Origin of the sequence: Riemerella columbina, from assembly GCF_030517065.1 — a bacterium.
GTDB classification, from domain to species: domain Bacteria; phylum Bacteroidota; class Bacteroidia; order Flavobacteriales; family Weeksellaceae; genus Riemerella; species Riemerella columbina_A.
The window spans coordinates 944842-965640 of the sequence record NZ_CP103950.1 but is presented as its reverse complement, the minus strand read 5'-3'; the positions used below and the strand labels follow the sequence as shown (position 1 = coordinate 965640).

Below are 20799 nucleotides of genomic sequence, written 5' to 3'. Positions count from 1 at the left end.
GGTTTAATAAAGAATTTCTTGGGTAATGAACTCATCGGTTTCTATAATACCATCTTTTAAAACCACATTTCTTTTGGTTTGGGCGGCGACATCGTTTTCATGGGTGACGACAATGATGGTTTTTCCCTCGTTATTGATGTCTTGCAAAAGCTTCATAATATCGTGTGTGGTTTTACTATCCAAAGCCCCTGTTGGCTCATCAGCGAGGATCACTTTCGGATTGGTGATGAGCGCTCTGGCAATCGCTACCCGCTGTTTTTGTCCTCCCGAAAGCTCATTAGGATAATGGTTTGCCCACTGTGCCAAGCCTACTTTTTCTAAATATTCTAAGGCTTTTTCCTTCCGCTCTTTGCGTGGCACATCTTGATAATAAAGCGGCAGCGCCACATTTTCTAATGCCGTTTTGTAGCCTATCAAATTAAACGACTGAAACACAAACCCTAAAAAACGGCTTCTGTATTCTGCGGCTTTCGTTTCTGTGAGATGCTCTATGGGAAAACCATCTAATTCATAAATGCCGCTGTCTTTTTCATCTAAAATACCGATGATATTCAGCAAGGTGGATTTTCCAGAGCCAGAGCTCCCCATAATAGACACAAACTCGCCCTCAGAAATGCTGAGGTTGATGCCCTTGAGTACATGGATTTTACTCTGCCCTATATCATAAGATTTGTGGAGATTTTCTATTTTTATCATCGTTTTTAGTTTTTTTGAGTGATGAAAGCAAGCATTACCCTTGATTTTTTATGCTAATTTCATCCTTTCGCAAATATATACTATTTTTTTCATTGTATCAACTTTCATTATGGCTTTCTCTTTTTCATTAGCAATGCTAAATCAACAAACCACTATAAATCAATTTATTAAATATAAAACAACCCTATTTTCTTGTAATTATATAGATTCATTTTAAACAACTGTGCTTAGAAAGTGAGAAAAACAATATCTTTGCAGATTCAAAAAATTTAACCAAACGATTTTAGTTATCACAAACCATAAAAATCAAGCTTATGAAATTAAGAATAACCCAAAGAAATATGTGGACTACAGCGGTGGTTTTATTCCTTTCCGCTAACGAAGTCTATGGTCAGCAAACTCCTAAAAAGGATTCGCTGAAAACCAAAACTGTGGAAGAAGTGGTCCTCCTCGGCTCCCGTGGTACTGGGCGTTCCAAAACCGATAGCCCTGTGCCTGTTGATGTGTTTGATGTGCAAAAAATGGCGATCAGCCTGCCTCAAACCAACCTCAACCAAATGCTCAATACCATTGCGCCTTCCTTCACCTCTACCGTGCAAACCAATGCTGATGGCACCGACCATTTAGACCCTGCCCAACTCCGAGGTTTGGGACCTAACCAAGTTTTAGTGCTCATCAATGGTAAACGCCGACACACCTCGGCATTGGTCAATGTGAATGGCACCCCTGGGCGAGGCACCGTGGGCACAGATCTCAACGCCATTCCGTCTTTTGCGATAAGCAAAATAGAGGTGCTTAGAGATGGCGCCGCAGCACAATACGGCTCTGATGCTATTGCAGGGGTGATGAACCTCAACCTCAAAAGAAATACAGGAAAACTGGCAGGGCAAGTGTCGTATGGACTGAACCCCAGCCAAGCCTCTAACGACCACACCGGCGGCACCGATGGACAAAGCGTACAAGTGGATTTGAACTACGGCAACAAAATCGGGGCGAGAGGTGGTTTTTATAACTTCACTTGGTCTTCACAGTTTAGAAACCCAACCTTCCGTGCCAGTGAGGAGGGTGGAAAAATTTTTAATGCCTATAATGCGATAGAAAAGCGAGCCTTAGAAAATGGCGTTAATCTATCCGAGCTTTTTAGCAATATCAATACCACCACGCACGGACAAGAGTTGGTTGATTATATCCATCAGTACGCCAATCAGGTGGGGTATTTTTCGGCGGATTTTAAAAATCAAATCCAATCTGCCAATAGCATTGCAGCGCTACAAGGTCTCCTCAATGCCGATTATACCGACCAAGAGCTGGCGTATAGAGGTTTAACTCGTAGAGATTTTAATATGCAAGTGGGGCAATCTAAACTGAGTAGCCACCAATTTTTCGCTAATATAGAAGTGCCCATTAGCGACCAATGGAAAGTCTATACTTTCGGGGGATATAGCTATAGAGATGGGACTTCGGCAGGGTTTTACAGACGCCCTAACCAAGCAAGAACCTTCACTGGATTGCACATTAACGGATTTTTACCGAACATCAATACCCATATTACCGACCTCTCGCTTTCTGCGGGTACCAAAGGAAACATTGGCGATTGGCATATTGATTTAAGCAACACTTTTGGGCGCAACAGCTTTGATTATATCATAAAAAACACTGGCAATACCTCGCTGAGATTTCAATCGCCGAACGAGTTTAATGCTGGAGGCTTGCAGTTTTCTCAAAACACACTCAATTTAGATATTTCTAAAGCTTATGATGTTTGGGGTGGGCTTAACCTCGCCTTTGGTGCAGAACAGAGAACTGAAAATTTCAAAATCTCCGCTGGAGAGCCTGCCTCTTACCTCGCTTATGATGTTTTTGGTCAGGTACAAACGGCTACTTCTACCAACCCTACCGACTTTTTCGGGGCTTCGCTCCCTGGTGGCTCACAGGTGTTTGCAGGCTATAGACCCTCTAACACGGTGGACAAAAATCGTTATTCCTACGCCGCCTATGCCGATGTAGAAGCCAACCTAAGCCCTCGGGTTTTAGTAGATGCTGCCGCGCGCTTTGAGCATTATTCAGATTTTGGCTCTACCTTTACTTATAAATTGGCTTCCAGAATTAAAGCCACAGAACACCTCAACTTCCGTGTGGCAGGATCTACAGGATTTAGAGCGCCATCGATCCATCAGATTTATTATAATGCCACCTCTACCCTTTATAGCAACGGCGAACTTTTTGAGGTGGGCACCTTCAGCAATGATTCTAAAATTGCAGAACTATTGGGTATCCCTAAGCTAAAACAAGAAACCTCCCAATCGGTGAGTGCTGGATTTACATTCAAAATTCCAACTTGGCGCCTAACGCTGACAGGAGATGCTTATTTCACAAAAATCAAGAATAGGATTGTGCTAACGGACACCTTTAAACCTGGGAACAATGCCACGCTGATCCAACTTTTCCGAGAAGCCAATGTGAACCAAGCGCAGTTTTTTGCCAATGCCATAGACACCGAAACCAAAGGTTTAGACATCGTGATTACCCACGATTATAAATCTGGCGACTGGCGTTTGAGCAATAGTTTTGCTTTAAACCTTAACCAAACGCGCCGTGTGGGCGATATCCACAGTTCCGAAATTTTGAAAAATGCAGGACAGGAAAGCAATTATTTCTCTGAGCGCTCCAGAGTTTACACCGAAGAAGCCATTCCAAGAATCAAAGCCGGATTGTCCCACAACCTCAGTTGGAAACAGTTTTCGCTATACCTTAGAAACAGCTATTTCGGCAAGGTGACAGGCGCGGATAACATTGATGTGAACAATGATGGCATTAAGGAATACAACGAGCACCAAATTATGGCGGACAAAATCGTGACGGATTTGTCTATCGGCTACCAGTTTACGCCAGCCATCACGCTCACCGTGGGAGCTAACAACCTTTTTGACATCTACCCAAGTAAGAACTTGCCTGCCTCTGCCAACAACGGTCAGTTTGTGTACACGCGTTCTACATCTCAGTTTGGGCTGAACGGAAGGTATCTTTTCTCAAGGCTTAATTTTAGTTTTTAGAAAATGGTCACCCTTATATCAAAAAACAGTTCTTATGAATAATAAGAACTGTTTTTTATTGGAATTTGAAAAAAATGATCTTGGGTAACCTTTGCTTCATCTTAGGTAACTTTTACTCCAACTTGGGTAACTCTTACTTCATCTTGGGTAACCTTTACTCTAACTAAGGTAATCTTTACTCCAACTTAGGTAACCTTTACTCTAACTAAGGTAATCTTTACCCCAACTAAGGTAACTTCTACTCCAACTAAGGTAACTTTTACCTCACTTAAATCGGTCGTTTTCTCTATAAAGGTCATGCAAGGTGCAATTGAATTTCAAAGCAAATTCCACAAAAAACCTCTGCCTCAATGTTGAGACAGAGATTTTTTAATATCCTTAAACAAAGATGTTTGTATTCCTTATTTCCCTGTGATTTTGGATTTAATTTCGGATTGGAGTTGTTCCCATTTGGCTTTTAGGTCGGCTGGGATTTTCTCGGCGTAGTCTTTTAGTTTTTTGAGTTTAAAAGCTAACATTACGCTGTAAATTCCTGATATTAAGAAGGCTAAACCTGTCCAAATCACAATGTTGAGTCCGCCAAAAATCGGGTTGAAAATCATCATAAACGCGAATAAAATCCCTAAAACGCTCCAGAGCATCAGCGTGCCCCAGTCGGAAACGCCGTGGTCTTTCAGTTCTAAACTCATCGATACGCCCGAAATGGAGCGGAACAAAATGGTAAAGCCAACATACAACGGCAAAACTTCCATCGACAATGCCGTGTTAGACAGCAACAAAAAGCCCACAAATACATTGACCAAGCCGAAGACCAAAGTCCAGCCCCAACCCTCTAACTGGCGGCGGCTACTGAGGGCGAAAAAGACTTCCGAAAATCCTGAAATCAAGAATGAGAAGGCAAAAACCCACGACAGCGCCGCATAAGATGCCAGCGGTTGCACAAAAGTATAAACGCCCGTAGCGATGAAAATCAGCCCCACAATTAGGGGAATGTACCAGTTGGTCACCGTATTTTTAATAAATTTAAATGTACCCATAATCTTATAATTTTAAAAGTGATACAACAAAGGTAAATTTATTTTTCTAAATAAAACGCTATTTGCTCCGATTTTTTCGCACGGTTTTTAAGATTTTTTAAAATTTCGTTTTTTTTACTCAAATTCCAATTTCTTCAAGGTAGAATTTTTGTAGAGATAGAACTCAAAACTCGGTTCCTCGCCCAAGCGGTACACCTTTTCCAGCTCTATGCGGTCGTACTGTGGGCGTAGGATTTCGTATTTTATATAGAGATTTTCGGGCAGTTCCTCCGCCGAAATCGGTCGCTCCACCTCCAAGCCATCATCAAGGGCAAATTCCAGCACAAAATTACTCTTTCGCCATTGGATACTTATTTCGCTCTCGCCTGCTATGCCCGAATTATGAACTTTGATTTGGTCTTGTTCGATGATTTTTTGCGAAGTGCTCACCAAGAGCATCACCCCAGAAAGCACCATCGCGCCGTAGCCAATTTTTCGGAACAAAAACTCGCTCAAATGGGGCAAAATAAACTTGACGGTATACGAGGAAATCACGGCTCCGAGGGCAATGATGAGCCCCAAGAGAATCGCCATTTTGGAGAACAAACCTAAGGCGATGTAAATCACCAATTTGATGAGGTGCAGGCAGATTTCGTTCGCTGCACGCGTCGCCACAATTTGCTCTTTGCTGAGCCCATATTTAAGGTAAAACCGATTGAATAACAGCCCAATAGCCCCCGTAATCCCCGACACAAAGCCCGCCATAAAACCCACCAAACCCAGCACCCACTGCGGATACGGGCGTTCTTCCTTCTTCTGTTCCTTGCGAGAGATGAACAGTTGTGGCACATTGGCAATGAGAAAAATCGCCACGATGAGCTGCAAATACACGGGGTTCACAAATTTGATGAAATATGCCCCCAAAAGCACGGCAGGAATGGAAAACGGCACGAACCAGAAGAAAATTTTCCAACTGATATGCTTCTTAAACACCGCAATCCGCGAGGCAGAACTGGTAAAAGTCCCTATCGTGAGGGAAAACGGCACCACCGAGCTGGGTAACAGCCAATTGAGCACGGGAATGAGAATCAAACTCGCGCCGCCGCCGCAAATGGCACTCAGCCAAAACGCCACCACCGTACTCGCCAACAGCACTATTATTTTAATCACCATCTTTTGTTTTTTTGAGAGGCAAAAGTACGAGAATAAACGGAATTTTTATACTATAACTCTGATGTTTTAAATCATCATTGAAATTCTAAGACATTTTTCTTGCTTCTGATTATCATTTTAAAATTATAATACTTATATTTGCAGACTTAAAAAACATCAGTCTATTATTATGAGTACAGTTTTTACTTTATTTATGGTTCTTATCATTATCGCTTGTGTGCTTTTAATCATCATTATTATGGCACAAAATCCGAAAGGAGGCGGTCTTTCTGGGACTTTTGGTGGGACTTCTTCTGCATCTTTTGGGGTACAGAGAACCAATGATTTTATGGAAAAAGCCACTTGGACTTTAGGAATTACCGTGGTGGTTTTGATTGTCCTCAGTGTGGCACTTACCGCAAAACCTACAGTTAGCGTAGCCCCTGCAGCGCCTAAAAAAGAGTTGCCTAATGCACCGCAAGCGCCTAATCAGAAAGTGGATATCAACACGACAACAGCGCCACAACAGCCAGCAAACAGCACAGAAAATGCTCCTGCAACATCAAAATAAGTCGTAAGGATTTTTTCTCAATTTTATAAAAAACCAGCAAAGTCTAAGTTGATTTTGCTGGTTTTGTTTTTCTATATTCTATAAAAGTTTTAAGCCGAAGCCCTTGTTTGAGCATAAAATATTTAAGAGGTTGATCTTTATAATATTTGTCTAAAAATAAATGCATTGCCCCATAAAATCGTTGAATGTAGCGCTCATCTTTTACTGTACTTTGTCCCTTGTGATGCAGGATCGCATAGGTGCCGTAATAATAATTTTGGTATCCCTTTTTCAGTAGTGTGTAACAGAGGTCTATATCTTCGCCATACATAAAATAGCGCTCATCTAAACCGCCCACTTGATTGTACAGTGCTCTTTTCATCAAAAGAAAAGCGCCTGTAATTACCTCTACGGGGGCTATTTCCAACTCATCAACATCGTTTCTGTAATAGTTTTTTCTGGAAGTTTTGGTTACAAAAAATGGGAGGAATAATTTTTCAAAAGCATTGGCAAAATCTGGAACGGAGCGCTTGCTTTCAGGTAGAAAATGACCTTCAGCATTGTACATTCTTGCCCCAAGGCAACCCATATTAGGCTGAGATTCTGCAAATTCTAAGACTTTGGAAAGTCCCTCTTGCACCAATTCTGTATCAGGGTTGAGCAATAGGATATACTCGCCAGTGGCGCGCTGGACAGCTTTGTTATTCGCGATGGAAAAGCCATAATTGTGCTCTAAGCCTAAAAACAAAACCTCAGGAAACTCCGATTCTAAAGCCTTCCAAGAGGTATCGGTAGAATGGTTATCCGCCACGATGATTTCATAATCTATGCCGTCTGCATATTTTTGAATAGAGCGCAAACAACTCCTCAGCAATGCTGTGACATTATAATTAAGGATGATGATGCTTAACTTTTTCATTTTTACATTTCGTTTTTTTAAGCCGTTTCATCGTACGGCACTCTATTGATGATGGACTTGCCCAGCGAGATTTCATCAGCGTATTCTAACTCATCACCCACGGCAATGCCTCGGGCTATATTGGAAAACTGGACTTCAAATTTTTTCAGTTTTTTGTAGATATAATACACCGTGGTATCGCCTTCCATCGTGGCAGAAAGGGCGAAAATCACCTCTTTGATGGGCTCTTCTCTTAGTTTTTGTTCTAAGCCTTCTATATTCAATTGGTGTGGTCCCACGCCTTCCATCGGCGATATTTTACCACCGAGCACCCAATATTTACCTTTGAATTTGTTGGTGTTTTCAATCGCCATAACATCTCTTACATCCTCCACAATGCAGAGTAACTCGCCCTGCCGATACTCGTTAGAGCAAATGTCGCAAACCTCATCATCAGAGAAATTATGGCATTTTTTGCAATATTGAATATCCGAAACCAAGTGCCTTATCGCCTCGCTTAGGGCTAAGCCTTGGGTTTTAGGTTGCTTAAGGAGGTGCAATGCCAACCTCAGCGCAGATTTCCTCCCGATACCTGGCAACTCCGATATTTCTTCTACCGCTCTTTCTAAAACTTTGCTGGGAAAATTCATAAAAACAAAGATAGTTTTAATTTGTTAGGTTTACAAAAAAAGCCAGTGAAATTTATCACTGGCTTTGCTTAAAAATAGGCTGAAGAGCGTGCTACTACTTCACCATAAGTTTCACATTGTGTTTCACGCCTTGGTTGTCTACAAGGTTGAGGATGTAAATGCCTTTAGGATACTGCGTCAAGTTCAACTCAAATCGGTGACCTTTAAAGGTATTATTCAAAATTTGTTTGCCTGACATATCATAAACGCTGGCTTTGAGTGTGCTTACGCTTGCGTCTGCCTCCACTACAAACTGCCCTGTAGATAGGTTTGGATACACTTTTAAGCCTGCATTGGCAGTCGCTTCGTTGGTGCCGAGAGTGGTGATTTCTACCACGACGGTTTCTTTCTGAGACTTAACGCCATCTGAGTATAGTGCAACTACATCATAGGTATAAGTGCCGTTTGTGTCTATTGTTTCGCCGTAAGTGGTTTTATTGAAATCATCTATATTCTCTACCACCACACCATCTTTAATCACCTCATAACCTGTAAGGTAAGCTTGATTAACGAAACCGAATTGTTTTTTCTCAAACCTTTGAGGGCTCGTTGGCGTTTCTGAAGTTTCAAAATCGCTGGCTTTTATCAATTCTACTCCTTGGGCTAAAGCTGCTTTGATGTCTTTTTCATCAGTTAATTTTGGTGAAGTTTTAACCGCTGCAGCAGTATCTTTATTATCATAGCCTACTTCTATATTGTCTAAGCCTAAATAAAGTCCGTTATCCTCCTTGGTGGTTCTGTGGTGGAATACCACCTATCCACTTTTCCAGGATTTGCAAAATACCCTTTTTCGCCAACCACAATAAAAAATTGGCCGGAAAAAGGGCATTTCTAAAACAACTTGCTTATCACTTGAAAATATAACGACTTATTCTACTAACTTCAATATCCTATATGCCCCTCTTGCCACAATTACAAATACAATTGCTCCGATAATCAAATCGGGGTAGCTTGAATTAAGCCAATGAACCAAGAGACCTGCAACGATAACGCCCGAATTGATAATGACATCGTTCGATGTGAAAATCATACTTGCCTGCATGTGGGCTTCCTTACTTTTGTTCTTTTGTAACAGGTAAAGACAAAGCACATTTGCCATTAGTGCCAAAACTGAAACGATAATCATCGTTTGAAAATCGGGCATCTTTTCAAAACCTAAAAAACGTCTTATTACTTCCACAAAACCGATAACAGCCAACAAGATTTGGAAGTACCCTGCAAATTTGGCTATGTTGTTTTTTCTTGCGACCGTACCCCCTACAGCAAACAGAGCCAAAGCGTAGACGATACTATCGGCAAGCATATCCAAGCTATCCGCTACCAATCCCATTGAGTTGGAAAAAATACCGAACAACATTTCCACTCCAAAGAAAACGAAGTTGATAACCAGTACCGTCCAAAGTAGCCTCCGTTGTCTATTGCTTGTATCCGTTTCAATAACTCCGTCAGTTTCTTCGGTTGAAATCAACGTTGTATTTAGGTTCAAAGTTTCCAAAGCCGATAAAATCGGCTCGGGGTTTCCACTATGATAAACATTCAATTCCCTATTGGGAATATCAAATTCCAATGACTTTACCGTATCAAAATCCTGCAATTTCATACGGATTAATTGCTCCTCACTGGGGCAATCCATTTTGGTAATATTGAATATGGTTTTGTTCATATTTTAAAGTTTAAATTTTATTCCACCATTAATTACAAATCCGTCCAACGGTGCATAGATGTCTCTAAAAACAGGGTTGGTTATTGTGCCTGTATAGATGTTGTCAAAACGTGTCTGCCTTGTATCAAGGAAGTTTTCTGTAAATCGTCAGCAAAAAGTTTACCAGTTTAGGTTAAAAATAGTATAGTTAAAAAAATAAAAAAACTAACTTTACAAAAACCACTTAGAACATGGTAAAAAAACAAACAAAAAGCGAAAAGCTTATCAAGGAAGTTCGCCGTAACACACGCCAAGTGTACAATGCAGAACAAAAGATTTTAATCGTCATGGAAGGCTTACGTGCAGAGCTCAGTGTAGCAGAGCTGTGCAGAAAATATGGCATCAGCGAAGCCACTTATTACAAATGGAGCAAAGAGTTCATTGAAGCAGGAAAGAAGTTGTAGATACCCAAGTAGCACAAATACAGCAAGTAGAAACCCTACGCGCCAAGTACGAAAAAGAAAAAGGCGAAAACCAAAACGCCACCCAACAGAAAAACAAAGCCTTTGCCAACCTATCCGATTGGGTACGAGAATTCTACACCGTAGCCCAAATCGCCTTAGATGACCGCCCTCAGCTCATGGAAAGCATCGGTAAATTCGTAAGAAGCTAAAACCTTTTGCAATTTTATAAACCTAAGCGCGTTTAGAAAACAACTATTTTCAGTCTCTATACGCGCTTATTTCAAATAAAACCAAGCCCTAATTAATTATCTCACACATAAAAACCATCATAAAAACATACAAAACCATTTATAATTTATAAAAAAGCCGCCCCATTCAGAGCAGCCTTAGTTAAATAAACAAAAAAACAATATTTTATTTTTTGTTTTCGTCTTTTGATTTTTTACCTTTTAGGAAATCATACGCGATAGCTGATGCGATAAATATAGATGAATAAGTACCAAAACCTATCCCTAATAATAGCGCAAACATAAAGCCTCGTAAGCTCTCGCCGCCGAAAATGAAAATCGCTAAGATCACCATAAGCACCGTAAACGAGGTGTTGAAAGTTCTTCCTAAAGTACTACTGATAGAGTCATCAAAGAGTTTGGCAAGCGTGGTGGCTTTGCGCTCTCTAAGGTACTCACGGATACGGTCAAAGACAATCACGGTATCGTTAATAGAGTAACCTAAAACGGTTAGTATCGCGGCGATGAAGTCTTGGTTAATCTCCATATTAAACGGTGCTACTTTATAGAATAAAGAGTACGCTCCTAAGATAATCACAGAGTCGTGGAAGAGTGCTGCCACGGCGCCCAAAGAGAACTGCCACCTTCTAAATCTCACTAAAATATAGATGAAAATGCCAATTAACGAAACGAGCACCGCCAAAGTTCCACCTGTTTTAATATCATCAGCCACGGTAGGTCCCACCTTGGTAGAAGACACGATTCCTAAATCATCGCCTTCGGAGGTTTTAAACTGATTTAAAGTATAACCCGCTGGGAAATCAGACTTTAAGCCTTCATATAATTTGGCTTCAATCTCTTGGTCTGCTGCTAAAGATTCATCATCAATTTTGTAATCTGTAGTGATTTTCAGCTGATTATCATTACCAAAAGTTTTTACATCTACAGAATTATTTTTACCACTTTCGGTTTGGAATAATTTAGATAAATTGGCTTCGGCTTTGGTGGCATCTACAGGCTTGTTGAATTTAACCACATAGTTTCTACCCCCCTCAAAATCAACGCCTAACTTAAAGCCATTGATTGCAATAGAGGCGATACTCACCACCATTAGGATCGTGGAAATAACATACGCAATTTTTCTCTTTCCGATGAAATCTATCCATACATTTCTAAACATATTTTTGGTCATAGGCGTCCATACAGACAACCCTTTCCCTTTATTCAATCGGCTGAAAATCATCACTCTGGATAATAATACCGAAGTAAATAAAGTCATCAATAGACCGATAATAAGCGTTACGGCGAAACCTTGGATAGGTCCTGTACCAAAAATATAAAGTATAACGGCGGTCAATAATGTAGTCAGCTGACCATCTATAATCGCAGAAAGGGCGTGTTTAAATCCGTCTCTATAAGCTTCTTTAATGCTTTTTCCTGCAAATAACTCTTCCTTGGTTCTTTCGTAAATAATCACATTGGTATCCACCGCCATCGCCATGGTGAGCACAATACCCGCAATCCCTGGCAAAGTCAGCGTGGCATCCATAGAATCCATAATTCCGAAGATGTAAAATAGGTTGATAATCATTGCGATTACCGCATAAACCCCAGCGCCACCGTAGTAGAAAATAATATAGATAACGATGAAAATAAAGGCGATGATGAACGACCACATCCCAGCTTCAATAGATGCTTGTCCCAATGAAGGTCCTACCACTTCGGATTGTACCAACTTAGCGCTGGCAGGGAGTTTCCCTGTATTAAGCACATTCACAAGGTCTTGGGCTTCATCTTGTGTAAAGTTCCCTGAAATCTGCGTGCGCCCATTCGGAATGGCATTCACCACATTTGGCGCGGTATAAACTCTGTTATCCAAAGTTACTGCCACAGGCTTGCCTACATTTTTCTCAGTTAAGATTTTCCAATCTTTCGTTCCCTCGCTGTCCATCTGCATATCTACCACCACGCGACCGATTTGATCATAACTGATGTTAGCTTTTTCCACCGCTCCATCCACTGGCGCTTTCCCTGTAATGTTAGAACGGATGGCATAAAGCACCAAATGGTCAGGGTCGTTAGACTCTGGCTTGTAGCCCCACATAAACTGCGTGTATTTGATGTTGGCAGGTCGAGCATCTATTGCGATTTTACTATTTAAAATTTTGTTGACCGCAGCGGTGTCGCTTAGTTTTACATTGGCTACGCCATTGCTTCTCAAGGTGTTGATGTTGATTAAACTCACCCAATTGCTATTTTTAGCCACGCCCATAGAGTCGGCTTTGGCGGTCACCAATTTAGAAAGTTGCTCAAAGTAAGGCGCCACTTCTGGCAATTGCTGTACTTCCCAAAACTGAAGTTTCGCCGAAGTTTGGAGCATTTTTTTAACGCGGTCTATGTCTTTAATCCCTGGCATTTCCACCAAGATTCTTCCTGTTCCTGGCACGCGCTGCACATTAGGCTGAGTAACCCCCATTTTATCAATACGGGTTCTAATCACCTCATACGCAGAGCCTACGGCATCATCTATTTTTTTAGTGATGATTCTTTTAACCTCCTCGTCTGAGGTGTTGAATTTAATTTCGTTACTCAACTTTTGAGTTCCAAATATCTCTGGGTTGGCAAGTTTAAGGTTAGCCCCTTTGGCTTTATTTACCAAATCAAACTGCGTGAAGAAATCATCAATATAAGATCGGGTTGAGTTCTTCTGCGCTTGGTCTGTTTTGTCCAACGCTTCCAACAAAATAGGGTTAGAAGAATAGTTGGTTAAATCCATCACCAAATCTCTCTGGTTGATTTCTAACAATACATTGATACCGCCTCTTAGGTCTAACCCGAGTTTCATCTCGCGTTCTTTGGCATCTGTGTAATAGAGTTTGGTAAAGCCTAAATCTAAGGTGTCTTTGGAGAGCCTTGCAATTTCTTTTTGGTATTTGGCTTGGTCATTCCCCGCAATGGCTTTTGCCTCGTTTTCTATTCTACTTGCATAGAAAGTAGGTAGCATTTCATTAAGGCAGATGAGCCCTAAAATAATCGCTACAATGGTAATAAGTCCTTTTCCTTGCATTTTGAGTAATTTACAACATTAAAAATTATAGTCGGCAAATATAGTGTTTTTAAGTCTAAAAAAGGGTATCATCTGTTATGAATTTCAATGCTTGGTTTTAAGTTCGTTTAGCATTATTTAAAATTATCCCTTTCCTTTTTTTCATTCCCTTCAATGGAAATAATATTTAAAACATTGATTATCAAAACAATAAATCTAAAATTAAATCTTAAGCCACGCCAAGCCTTGTTCGGTTTTTACGGCTAAATCATATAAGGAATATTGCTGTGTGAGGTGTTTGAGTTTGTTTTTAAGTGCCTTAAAATCATTATGAACGGGACAAGGGTTGGCTGAGGAGCACCTTTTTAGCCCCAAACCGCATTGGGTAAAGAGTGTATCGCCATCTATCGCGATGATGATGTGATAGATGCTAATATGCTGCAGCTGGTCTATTTGCACCATAAAACCGCCCTGTTGCCCACGCACAGAGTCTAACAATTGGGCTTTGCAAAGTTGCTGGAGGATTTTTGCTGTAAACGCTTCGGGTGCATCCACTTCCTTAGCCACTTCTTTTACATTCACTCTCTCGCCACCGAGGCTTTTTTGTGCCACATAGATGGCGGACCGTATGGCATATTCGCACGCTTTAGAGAACATTCTTTTATTATTTAAAGTGAGCCCATTTGGGGATAATCATTAACAAACCTAAGCCTACATACAAAAATAAAGTGGTGATATCTGTATATAAAAAGGTAGATAGGTAAAATTGATGAAAAATAAAGTGCAAAAACACCGCCAGCGGAAAGAGGTAAACGCCTATTTTCCGAAAATTGACTATCGCCAACAGCCCCAATAGCGCCAAGGCATCTATGGCAAAAATGAGGTAGAAATACGCCGTAGGAATTTGGATGCTCTCGTGCTGGAGGTATTCATCTATATCTATCCCTAAGCCCATAAGGGTAAAGAAACCTAAAACCGCCATACTCACATAAAAGCTACTAGATTTTTTAGGTTCTTGGCTAAAATCGTTTTTATTTTCCATAGGGTAAAAATAAAAAAAGCCTTTGATATAACAAAGGCTTTCTTCTTTTATTTACTAAAATTAAACTTCTAATGCAGAGATGAGTCTGTTTCTGTCGCTTAAGTACTCTTCCATAGAAATCATACTTTCCGTTCTCATCACATCTTCTATATCATCTATTTTATAGATTACATTTTTAGCATCTTCTGTATTTTTAGCTTTCATTTTGCAGAAAATGTTGTATTTACCAGATACCACGCTCGTTTCCACGATGTTAGGGATTTCTGATAATTTCTTAAGCACCTCTTGAGTCTTGTTAGACTTGGTAAGAAGAATACCGATGAATGCCGTGAATGTGTAGTTGAGTTTTTCGTAATCAATATTAAGAGAAGAGCCTAAAATAATCCCTGCATCTTCCATTTTTTTAACTCTTACGTGGATGGTTCCCGCTGAAACGCTTAGGTTTTTTGCAATTTCAGTAAAAGGCATTCTTGTATTTTTCACTAAGTAATCAAGAATCTTTTTGTCTATTTCATCTAAACGGTAGTTCATAATGTGTTGTTTTTTTATTTTATTACTAATTTAATTTTTTATACCTTGCAAAATTACAAAAAAACATTCAATATTACACAATAAAAATATTAATATTTTTTCTATAATTTTATTAGATTTTATGTATTACCTTGCAACTGCCGTGGTATCCTTAGGTTGGCGCATGCTGTCTTTTTTCTTTTTTGGGAAAAATCTATTAAAACTTTTGCTATAAACCACACCGCCACCCCAAGTTTGGTTAGCGCCAGCCTGTCCAGAAATATTGGTCACATTAGATGGCTTAGAATACACTCTAAATAAGCGACTGCCATCATTTTTCTTAGACCAATCGTACTCCAAAATCCCTTCTCCAGAAAGGAAATTGGCATCGGTATACTCGGTTTTAGAAAGCGGTACCCCCAAACCTGTTTTTATGTTTACCCTTGGTGATAGTGCTATATTCACGCCAGCATTGGCACGGTCGCCTGTGTTAGAGGCTTGGTCACCTTTGATATAGTTTAAATCCACTTGAAACTGGTTGCTAATAGTATTCAGCACAGAACCCAACTGCTTGAATAACAAGTTATAACCCTGCGATACCAGTGTATTCCCCACATTAAAATCTACCCCCCCTGTATCCGCGACATTAAAGTTATTTAATGCCAATATCGCTCCAAATTGCACAATTTTCTCATCAGAATTGCTCATCTTAAACGCCAAAGCTTCCTTAATTTGGCTGGATACATCTGGTGCCGAAACATTAAAATCAATTTTCGGATTTTGTAGAGATTGTGTGATATGCGTGGTGAGCATCACATTGATTGGCGGCAATTTTCCTATATTAAGGTACTCGCCAGCGTTGGTCACCGTACGGAAATAATCGGCAGAAATGTTAAGCGACGGATTCATCACATTTCCGTCCCAACCCATACTACTGCCCTTCGCGATTTGGAAAGTCCGCTCCAGAATGGCTTTTGAAACGAAGGTTCCGTTATCCACCACGAAAGTACCGCTCATTGACATTTGTCCGTTTCTTCTCAAATTAAACTTCAAATGCTCTGCCATACCGCGCACGCTGATATCGCCCACATCATCGCCCACCAAAACATTAACCGTAGAGCCTTTATCTATGCTAATATCAAATTTAATGTTCATATTAGCGCCAGATTTTTTCTTTTCTGCCACCGTGAGGAGCCCATCTTTGCCTTTCTCTACAAAACGAAGCATCTTAAACTCATCTACTGCCGATGCCGAATTGCTATTCAGCGTAAAGGTACTATTATTAAGGACATCCATATTAGCATCAATGTTGAGCGCCGTTACAGGACCTTCCACGAAGATATCGCCCCTGCCATACACACGCCCCCAGAAGGTATCAAAATCTTTTTGAGTGGTATTGAGCAACAACAAGTTATCTGCCCGCATAATGAGGTTGAGCCCCATAGACGCAGCATCCGCAAACTGTATAGCTCCAGAAATCGTCCCCTGAGAATTGCCTCTGCCATCTTTCACTCCAATGTTATTGAGTACCGCATAGCCTTTGGTCAACGGAATGACCGTATCATCAAAAGCGTAGTCTACCCCCGAAAAGTTGAGTTTTAACCCAAAGTCTTTTAGTGCAATATCCCCTTGATAATCCACATCTTTAATCGTACCACCTATTTTGAGCTGACCACTGGCTTTGCCTCGGAAGTTGCTGAATACAGACTTCACAAACTCTTGTGCAAAAGCCAAATCAAACTCGTTCATATCTGCCAATAAATCCAGCGTTGGTGATGCGGTATTGTTGTTAATAGTCCCTGTGAGTTTCAGTTTATCCGCGCCTAACAATTCTGGCGATAGCACGCGCGCTTCCATCGCAAAAATATTCCTTTTTTCGGTTTTTTGGGCATTGATGATGATATCCCCCATCGCTTGGCGGTTCATACTCAGTTGCTCTACTTTTAAATCTACCAGCGGCTCCAAGATGCTTTTATTCATCTTGATGTCAATCGTTCCGTTAATGGTGCCGCCCATTTCCATTTGGGTATCGCCGCCGCCTTTCAGCGCCATCAACTTGCTGACTTCCACATTTTTAACCTCAGCATTGATGTCAAAATCTTTACCATTATTAAAAATACCATTCACCAAAATCTCACTATTATCAGAGTAAAATTTAAGGTTATGGAGGTCTATAGCACCTGTTTTTCTCTTATAAGTAATGGAGTGGTTAAGCTCTGGCGAAGTATCCACACGCCAAACAAAATTGTTAAATCTAACCTCCGTAGGTTCAAAGCGAATTACATAATCCCCTTGTGCATCTGTGGTTTGGCTAAGATTAACGGCATATTCTTTAAGCCTATTGTGCTCATCATCATCTGGATTACCATGCTTTAGCGAGGCTGCCAAATGTAGAATTTCGCCGTTTTCATTGCTTCCTTTTAGGCTTAAATCTCGCACAATGTGATCGCTAAACGCCAATTTATCCACACTCAATACCACTTGCTCGGTGCTACTCGCTGTGTTGATGTTTAGCGCCAATTGGTTTACCGTAACACTCTCATTAGCAACAGATGAAGTTTCTATTTGATAATCAATATCTGATTGTGCCAGCACCTCGTTGGCGGCTTTGGCATCTTCTTTCGTGATCATATATTTAAGGTGTGGCGCTTCAGCACTCAGCACGAGATTATTGGCATTGCCATCATAATTCCCTGAAACTTTAACGCCATCTCTTATTTTAAGGCGAGGTTCAAAAAAGTTGACCAAACCTTGAGCTATATCAAAATCAAAATTGAAATATTGTCCACGGTAATATTGGCGAGGCGCGGTGCCTGCTAAAATTTTATCCATACTGTTCTGCACCATTCCAGCCACATCTTTAATATTGAAATGCCCTGAAACTTTACCCTTAACCGCCTGCGGTGCATCAATATCCACGATTCTGTTGTTGCCATCTAAATAGGCTTTCACATCTGCCTCTGGAAGGTTCACGGTTTGGTTGGCAGAGATCAGCTGCACCGATTTCATTTTAGCATCTAAGTTCAAATCGTTGAGATCTTTCATCGCCATTTTAACATCAAAAAGACCACTCACCACTTGGCGTTCCGCTTTCCCTGTGAAATAAGCGATATCCAAATGGGCTACATCAGCTAAAACATCGGCAACCAATCTCGGATTGCTGAAATCAAACCTACCCTTTACATTCGCTTGGGCGTGAGGATCTTTGATGCTCACCAAGCCGTTGTATTGTTTCTGCGCCAAAGTCCCATCTAACAACACATTGGTCAGCGTTTTATCCAAAATTTCTATGCTGGTAATCTGCGATTGGGTGTTGAGGTGCATTGTATTAAGATTGAAACCTTCGCCCTTGGCATTAAAATGCCCAGAAACTAACCCCACTTGGTTGTTCTTCGTGATGGCAGCTACATTCAGTTGACTAAGGCTGAGTTCTCCCGTATATTTAGGCTGAGGCGTGCTGTATTCTAATAAAGTCAAATGCTTAATTGCCGCCTGCCCCACGCCAGAAATCAGGGTTCCCTTAGTGGTGATAGCATTCGGATTGGCTGTGAGCGCCCCGTTGAATTTCATTCTACCGAAATCATCTGCGACATTTCCCATTTTATTGGCGATAAAACTTGGGAACATCTGTTTAAGCCCTTGGTAGGTAAAATCTGTGGCTAAATTCTGCGTTTCTATAGCGAAACTCTTCTCTAAAATTTTAGCTACTCTTATTTTTTGTGTCGCTATGTGGGTATCGTGGTTGCCCAACTGGAACTGCGTAAGGTAGAAATCATTGAGCACGCCATCCATTTTTCCAGAGACATTGATGGGTTTATAATTGTCCCAATCCTTCACGAAATAACTCAAATCATAACCGTTCATTTGGCTGCCTCGGTCCAACTGCATATCCCAGCGTACTTTGTGGGCAAAATCTTCAAACTTACCTTCGTTGAGGAGAAGCTTTAAATCCCCTTGCAAAAGGCTATGGTCGGTATTTAGCACCAAATTTTCTAACCATAAATATTCCTTATTAAGGGTAAAATTAGTGGAAAAAGTTTCTATCAAGTGTTTTTTGCCCCAGCGCTCTGTGACCAAGCTAAAATTATTCACCTGCGCAGAAACATCGGAACCTTTGACCTTCAAGCGTGGAATTTGGACATTCAAACGCTGAGCATCCAGCCATCTGCCCTCATCGCCAGCGTGGTTTTGATTCACAATGGAGAGTTGGGAATTCAGAATGCTAATGCGGGCATCCAACTCAAAAGGCGGTTTATTGGGATCACGCTTTTTGCCATTATCAAACAATGCGATAAATCGATTAAAATTAGCAATGCTATCGCCTTTATAAGTAATCACTTTCATCTCCATATCACTCACCTTCAACGATTGGAAATCAAGATGATCGGTATTGGTGATGAGTGAAAACCAGTCAGAATCGGCATAAACTTCTTTGGCTTTAATGAAATCTAAACCTTTATAATCCTTGATTTTAAGCCCATATATGGTGATGTTTCCAAAAATGCTAAGGTCTATTTTGTCAAAGCTTATTTGGGTTTTCAGATCTTTGTTGAGAATATTAACCACCCGCTGTGCCGCCCAATTTCGGGTAGAAGATAAGCTCAGAATAATCCACAGCGCTACCAACAAACCTAAAAAAGAAAGGAATGCGATTTTAAAAAAACGGTACCAGCGGTTTTGCTTTCTCTCGGGTGTTTTAGGCGGATGTGCGTCCAATTGTTCTGTAGATTTTTTCTTGTCGTTATTATTCTCTAAATTTGCCATAATTATGAAACCATCTATTATTTTAGGCATAGAATCCTCTTGTGATGATACCTCTTCTGCCATTATTAGCGGAAGGAAAATCCTTTCCAATGTTGCGGCAACCCAAGCCATACATAATGAATATGGTGGTGTAGTGCCAGAGCTTGCCTCGCGGGCGCATCAGCAAAATATCATCCCCGTAGTAGAGCACGCCATTCGCACGGCAAATATACAACAAAAAGACATTTGCGCCATAGGTTTTACCAGAGGTCCTGGGCTTTTGGGTTCTTTATTGGTGGGAACTTCATTTGCTAAGTCTTTAGCGATGAGCTTAGCGGTGCCTCTTATTGAGGTTAACCACCTGCAAGCCCATATTTTAGCTCATTTTATTGAAGATGCAAATCCTGTGCCGCCGCAGTTTCCTTTCTTATGCCTTACCGTGAGTGGTGGGCATACGATGATTGTCTTGGTGAAGGATTATTTTGATATGGAAATCATCGGGAAAACCATAGATGATGCCGCAGGCGAAGCGTTTGATAAAATTGGAAAAATCTTTAATTTAGATTATCCCGCAGGCCCCATCATCGACCAAAAAGCCCAAACTGGAAACCCCGAAGCGTTCCAATTTAGCCAACCTAAAATTAGCGGCTACGATTATTCTTTTAGTGGTATTAAAACCTCTGTGCTGTACTTTATCCAAAAGGAAATTCGGAAAAACCCTAACTTTATTGCGGAACACCTCAACGATCTATGTGCCTCGGTGCAAAGTTGCATAGTAACCGTGCTGATGCAGAAACTCAAAAAAGCGGCACAAGATTTAAACATCAAAGAAGTGGCGATTGCAGGCGGCGTTTCTGCCAACTCTGCGCTGAGAACCGCGATGCAAGAGGCTGCCCAAAAATACGGTTGGAACATCTACATTCCTAAATTTGAATACACCACGGACAACGCCGCCATGATTGCCTTGGTTGCCCAACTAAAATACGAAAAAGGACAATTTACCGACCTAAAAACCACGGCAACAGCGCGCTATTCTTTAGACGACAGTCTTCATTTTTAATCTTTTTTAAT

15 protein-coding genes and 2 pseudogenes are annotated in these 20799 nt (G+C 40.9%); 5 read left to right on the top strand and 12 right to left on the bottom strand.

Annotated elements, in window-relative coordinates:
• Positions 1-3: 3 nt before the first annotated feature.
• Positions 4-696: an ABC transporter ATP-binding protein gene (locus NYR17_RS04625; RefSeq protein ID WP_302506884.1), complete on the bottom strand. Its 693-nt coding sequence runs from the start codon at positions 694-696 to the stop codon at positions 4-6.
• Positions 697-1037: 341 nt separating this feature from the next.
• Here NYR17_RS04625 and NYR17_RS04620 point away from each other — a divergent pair, with 341 nt between their 5' ends.
• Entirely contained in the window at positions 1038-3749 is a 2712-nt protein-coding gene (locus tag NYR17_RS04620; protein ID WP_302506989.1) for a TonB-dependent receptor plug domain-containing protein, read from the top strand.
• A gap of 401 nt (positions 3750-4150) precedes the next feature.
• Here the strand turns inward: NYR17_RS04620 and NYR17_RS04615 are convergent, their stop codons facing one another.
• Entirely contained in the window at positions 4151-4786 is a 636-nt protein-coding gene (locus NYR17_RS04615) for an HdeD family acid-resistance protein (RefSeq protein WP_302506883.1), read from the bottom strand.
• Positions 4787-4900: 114 nt separating this feature from the next.
• Positions 4901-5938: a sulfite exporter TauE/SafE family protein gene (locus NYR17_RS04610; RefSeq protein WP_302506882.1), complete on the bottom strand. Its 1038-nt coding sequence runs from the start codon at positions 5936-5938 to the stop codon at positions 4901-4903.
• Between the two features lie 169 nt (positions 5939-6107).
• Between NYR17_RS04610 and secG the strand changes: the two genes are divergently transcribed.
• Entirely contained in the window at positions 6108-6488 is a 381-nt protein-coding gene (secG, locus tag NYR17_RS04605; protein ID WP_302506881.1) for a preprotein translocase subunit SecG, read from the top strand.
• A gap of 43 nt (positions 6489-6531) precedes the next feature.
• Here secG and NYR17_RS04600 read toward each other — a convergent pair whose 3' ends face one another.
• From NYR17_RS04600 to NYR17_RS04585, 4 genes are all read right to left on the bottom strand, one after another.
• A complete protein-coding gene (locus NYR17_RS04600) occupies positions 6532-7386 on the bottom strand; it encodes a glycosyltransferase family 2 protein (RefSeq protein WP_302506880.1) in 855 nt (284 codons plus the stop codon).
• 17 nt (positions 7387-7403) lie between these two features.
• Positions 7404-8015 (bottom strand): recombination mediator RecR, encoded by a 612-nt coding sequence (gene recR, locus NYR17_RS04595; protein WP_302506879.1) that lies wholly within the window; start codon positions 8013-8015, stop codon positions 7404-7406.
• A gap of 94 nt (positions 8016-8109) precedes the next feature.
• Positions 8110-8808 carry a T9SS type A sorting domain-containing protein gene (locus NYR17_RS04590; protein WP_302506878.1) on the bottom strand — a complete coding sequence of 233 codons (699 nt, stop codon included), beginning with the start codon at positions 8806-8808 and terminating at the stop codon, positions 8110-8112.
• A gap of 114 nt (positions 8809-8922) precedes the next feature.
• Positions 8923-9717: a cation transporter gene (locus NYR17_RS04585; protein WP_013407368.1), complete on the bottom strand. Its 795-nt coding sequence runs from the start codon at positions 9715-9717 to the stop codon at positions 8923-8925.
• 230 nt (positions 9718-9947) lie between these two features.
• On the opposite strand from NYR17_RS04585, the pseudogene NYR17_RS04580 reads away from it, so the two are divergent.
• A pseudogene (locus NYR17_RS04580) lies at positions 9948-10154 on the top strand (transposase); the annotation flags it as partial.
• Positions 10148-10369 (top strand): annotated as a pseudogene (locus tag NYR17_RS09660) (hypothetical protein); the annotation flags it as partial. The pseudogenes NYR17_RS04580 and NYR17_RS09660, both read left to right, overlap by 7 nt.
• Positions 10370-10574: 205 nt before the next feature.
• Here the strand turns inward: NYR17_RS09660 and secD are convergent.
• The 5 genes from secD to NYR17_RS04555 all read right to left on the bottom strand — a co-directional run bounded on the left by secD (position 10575) and on the right by NYR17_RS04555 (position 19749).
• Positions 10575-13454 (bottom strand): protein translocase subunit SecD, encoded by a 2880-nt coding sequence (gene secD / locus NYR17_RS04575; RefSeq protein WP_302506877.1) that lies wholly within the window; start codon positions 13452-13454, stop codon positions 10575-10577.
• Positions 13455-13655: 201 nt separating this feature from the next.
• Positions 13656-14090: an RrF2 family transcriptional regulator gene (locus tag NYR17_RS04570; RefSeq protein ID WP_302506875.1), complete on the bottom strand. Its 435-nt coding sequence runs from the start codon at positions 14088-14090 to the stop codon at positions 13656-13658.
• Positions 14091-14097: 7 nt separating this feature from the next.
• Entirely contained in the window at positions 14098-14475 is a 378-nt protein-coding gene (locus NYR17_RS04565) for a hypothetical protein (protein WP_302506874.1), read from the bottom strand.
• A 60-nt stretch (positions 14476-14535) separates the two neighbouring features.
• Positions 14536-15006, bottom strand: a complete 471-nt coding sequence (locus tag NYR17_RS04560) for an Lrp/AsnC family transcriptional regulator (protein ID WP_302506872.1) — start codon at positions 15004-15006, stop codon at positions 14536-14538.
• 126 nt (positions 15007-15132) lie between these two features.
• Entirely contained in the window at positions 15133-19749 is a 4617-nt protein-coding gene (locus NYR17_RS04555; protein ID WP_302506871.1) for a translocation/assembly module TamB domain-containing protein, read from the bottom strand.
• A 4-nt stretch (positions 19750-19753) separates the two neighbouring features.
• Here NYR17_RS04555 and tsaD point away from each other — a divergent pair, with 4 nt between their 5' ends.
• Positions 19754-20788 (top strand): tRNA (adenosine(37)-N6)-threonylcarbamoyltransferase complex transferase subunit TsaD, encoded by a 1035-nt coding sequence (tsaD, locus tag NYR17_RS04550; RefSeq protein ID WP_302506870.1) that lies wholly within the window; start codon positions 19754-19756, stop codon positions 20786-20788.
• The last annotated feature ends 11 nt before the right edge of the window (positions 20789-20799 follow it).

Coding starts and splice junctions, on each gene's coding strand:
- NYR17_RS04625 (WP_302506884.1), bottom strand. CDS start 696: ATGATAAAAATAGAAAATCTCCACAAATCTTATGATATAGGGCAGAGT.
- NYR17_RS04620 (WP_302506989.1), top strand. CDS start 1,038: ATGTGGACTACAGCGGTGGTTTTATTCCTTTCCGCTAACGAAGTCTAT.
- NYR17_RS04615 (WP_302506883.1), bottom strand. CDS start 4,786: ATGGGTACATTTAAATTTATTAAAAATACGGTGACCAACTGGTACATT.
- NYR17_RS04610 (WP_302506882.1), bottom strand. CDS start 5,938: ATGGTGATTAAAATAATAGTGCTGTTGGCGAGTACGGTGGTGGCGTTT.
- secG (WP_302506881.1), top strand. CDS start 6,108: ATGAGTACAGTTTTTACTTTATTTATGGTTCTTATCATTATCGCTTGT.
- NYR17_RS04600 (WP_302506880.1), bottom strand. CDS start 7,386: ATGAAAAAGTTAAGCATCATCATCCTTAATTATAATGTCACAGCATTG.
- recR (WP_302506879.1), bottom strand. CDS start 8,015: ATGAATTTTCCCAGCAAAGTTTTAGAAAGAGCGGTAGAAGAAATATCG.
- NYR17_RS04585 (WP_013407368.1), bottom strand. CDS start 9,717: ATGAACAAAACCATATTCAATATTACCAAAATGGATTGCCCCAGTGAG.
- secD (WP_302506877.1), bottom strand. CDS start 13,454: ATGCAAGGAAAAGGACTTATTACCATTGTAGCGATTATTTTAGGGCTC.
- NYR17_RS04570 (WP_302506875.1), bottom strand. CDS start 14,090: ATGTTCTCTAAAGCGTGCGAATATGCCATACGGTCCGCCATCTATGTG.
- NYR17_RS04565 (WP_302506874.1), bottom strand. CDS start 14,475: ATGGAAAATAAAAACGATTTTAGCCAAGAACCTAAAAAATCTAGTAGC.
- NYR17_RS04560 (WP_302506872.1), bottom strand. CDS start 15,006: ATGAACTACCGTTTAGATGAAATAGACAAAAAGATTCTTGATTACTTA.
- NYR17_RS04555 (WP_302506871.1), bottom strand. CDS start 19,749: ATGGCAAATTTAGAGAATAATAACGACAAGAAAAAATCTACAGAACAA.
- tsaD (WP_302506870.1), top strand. CDS start 19,754: ATGAAACCATCTATTATTTTAGGCATAGAATCCTCTTGTGATGATACC.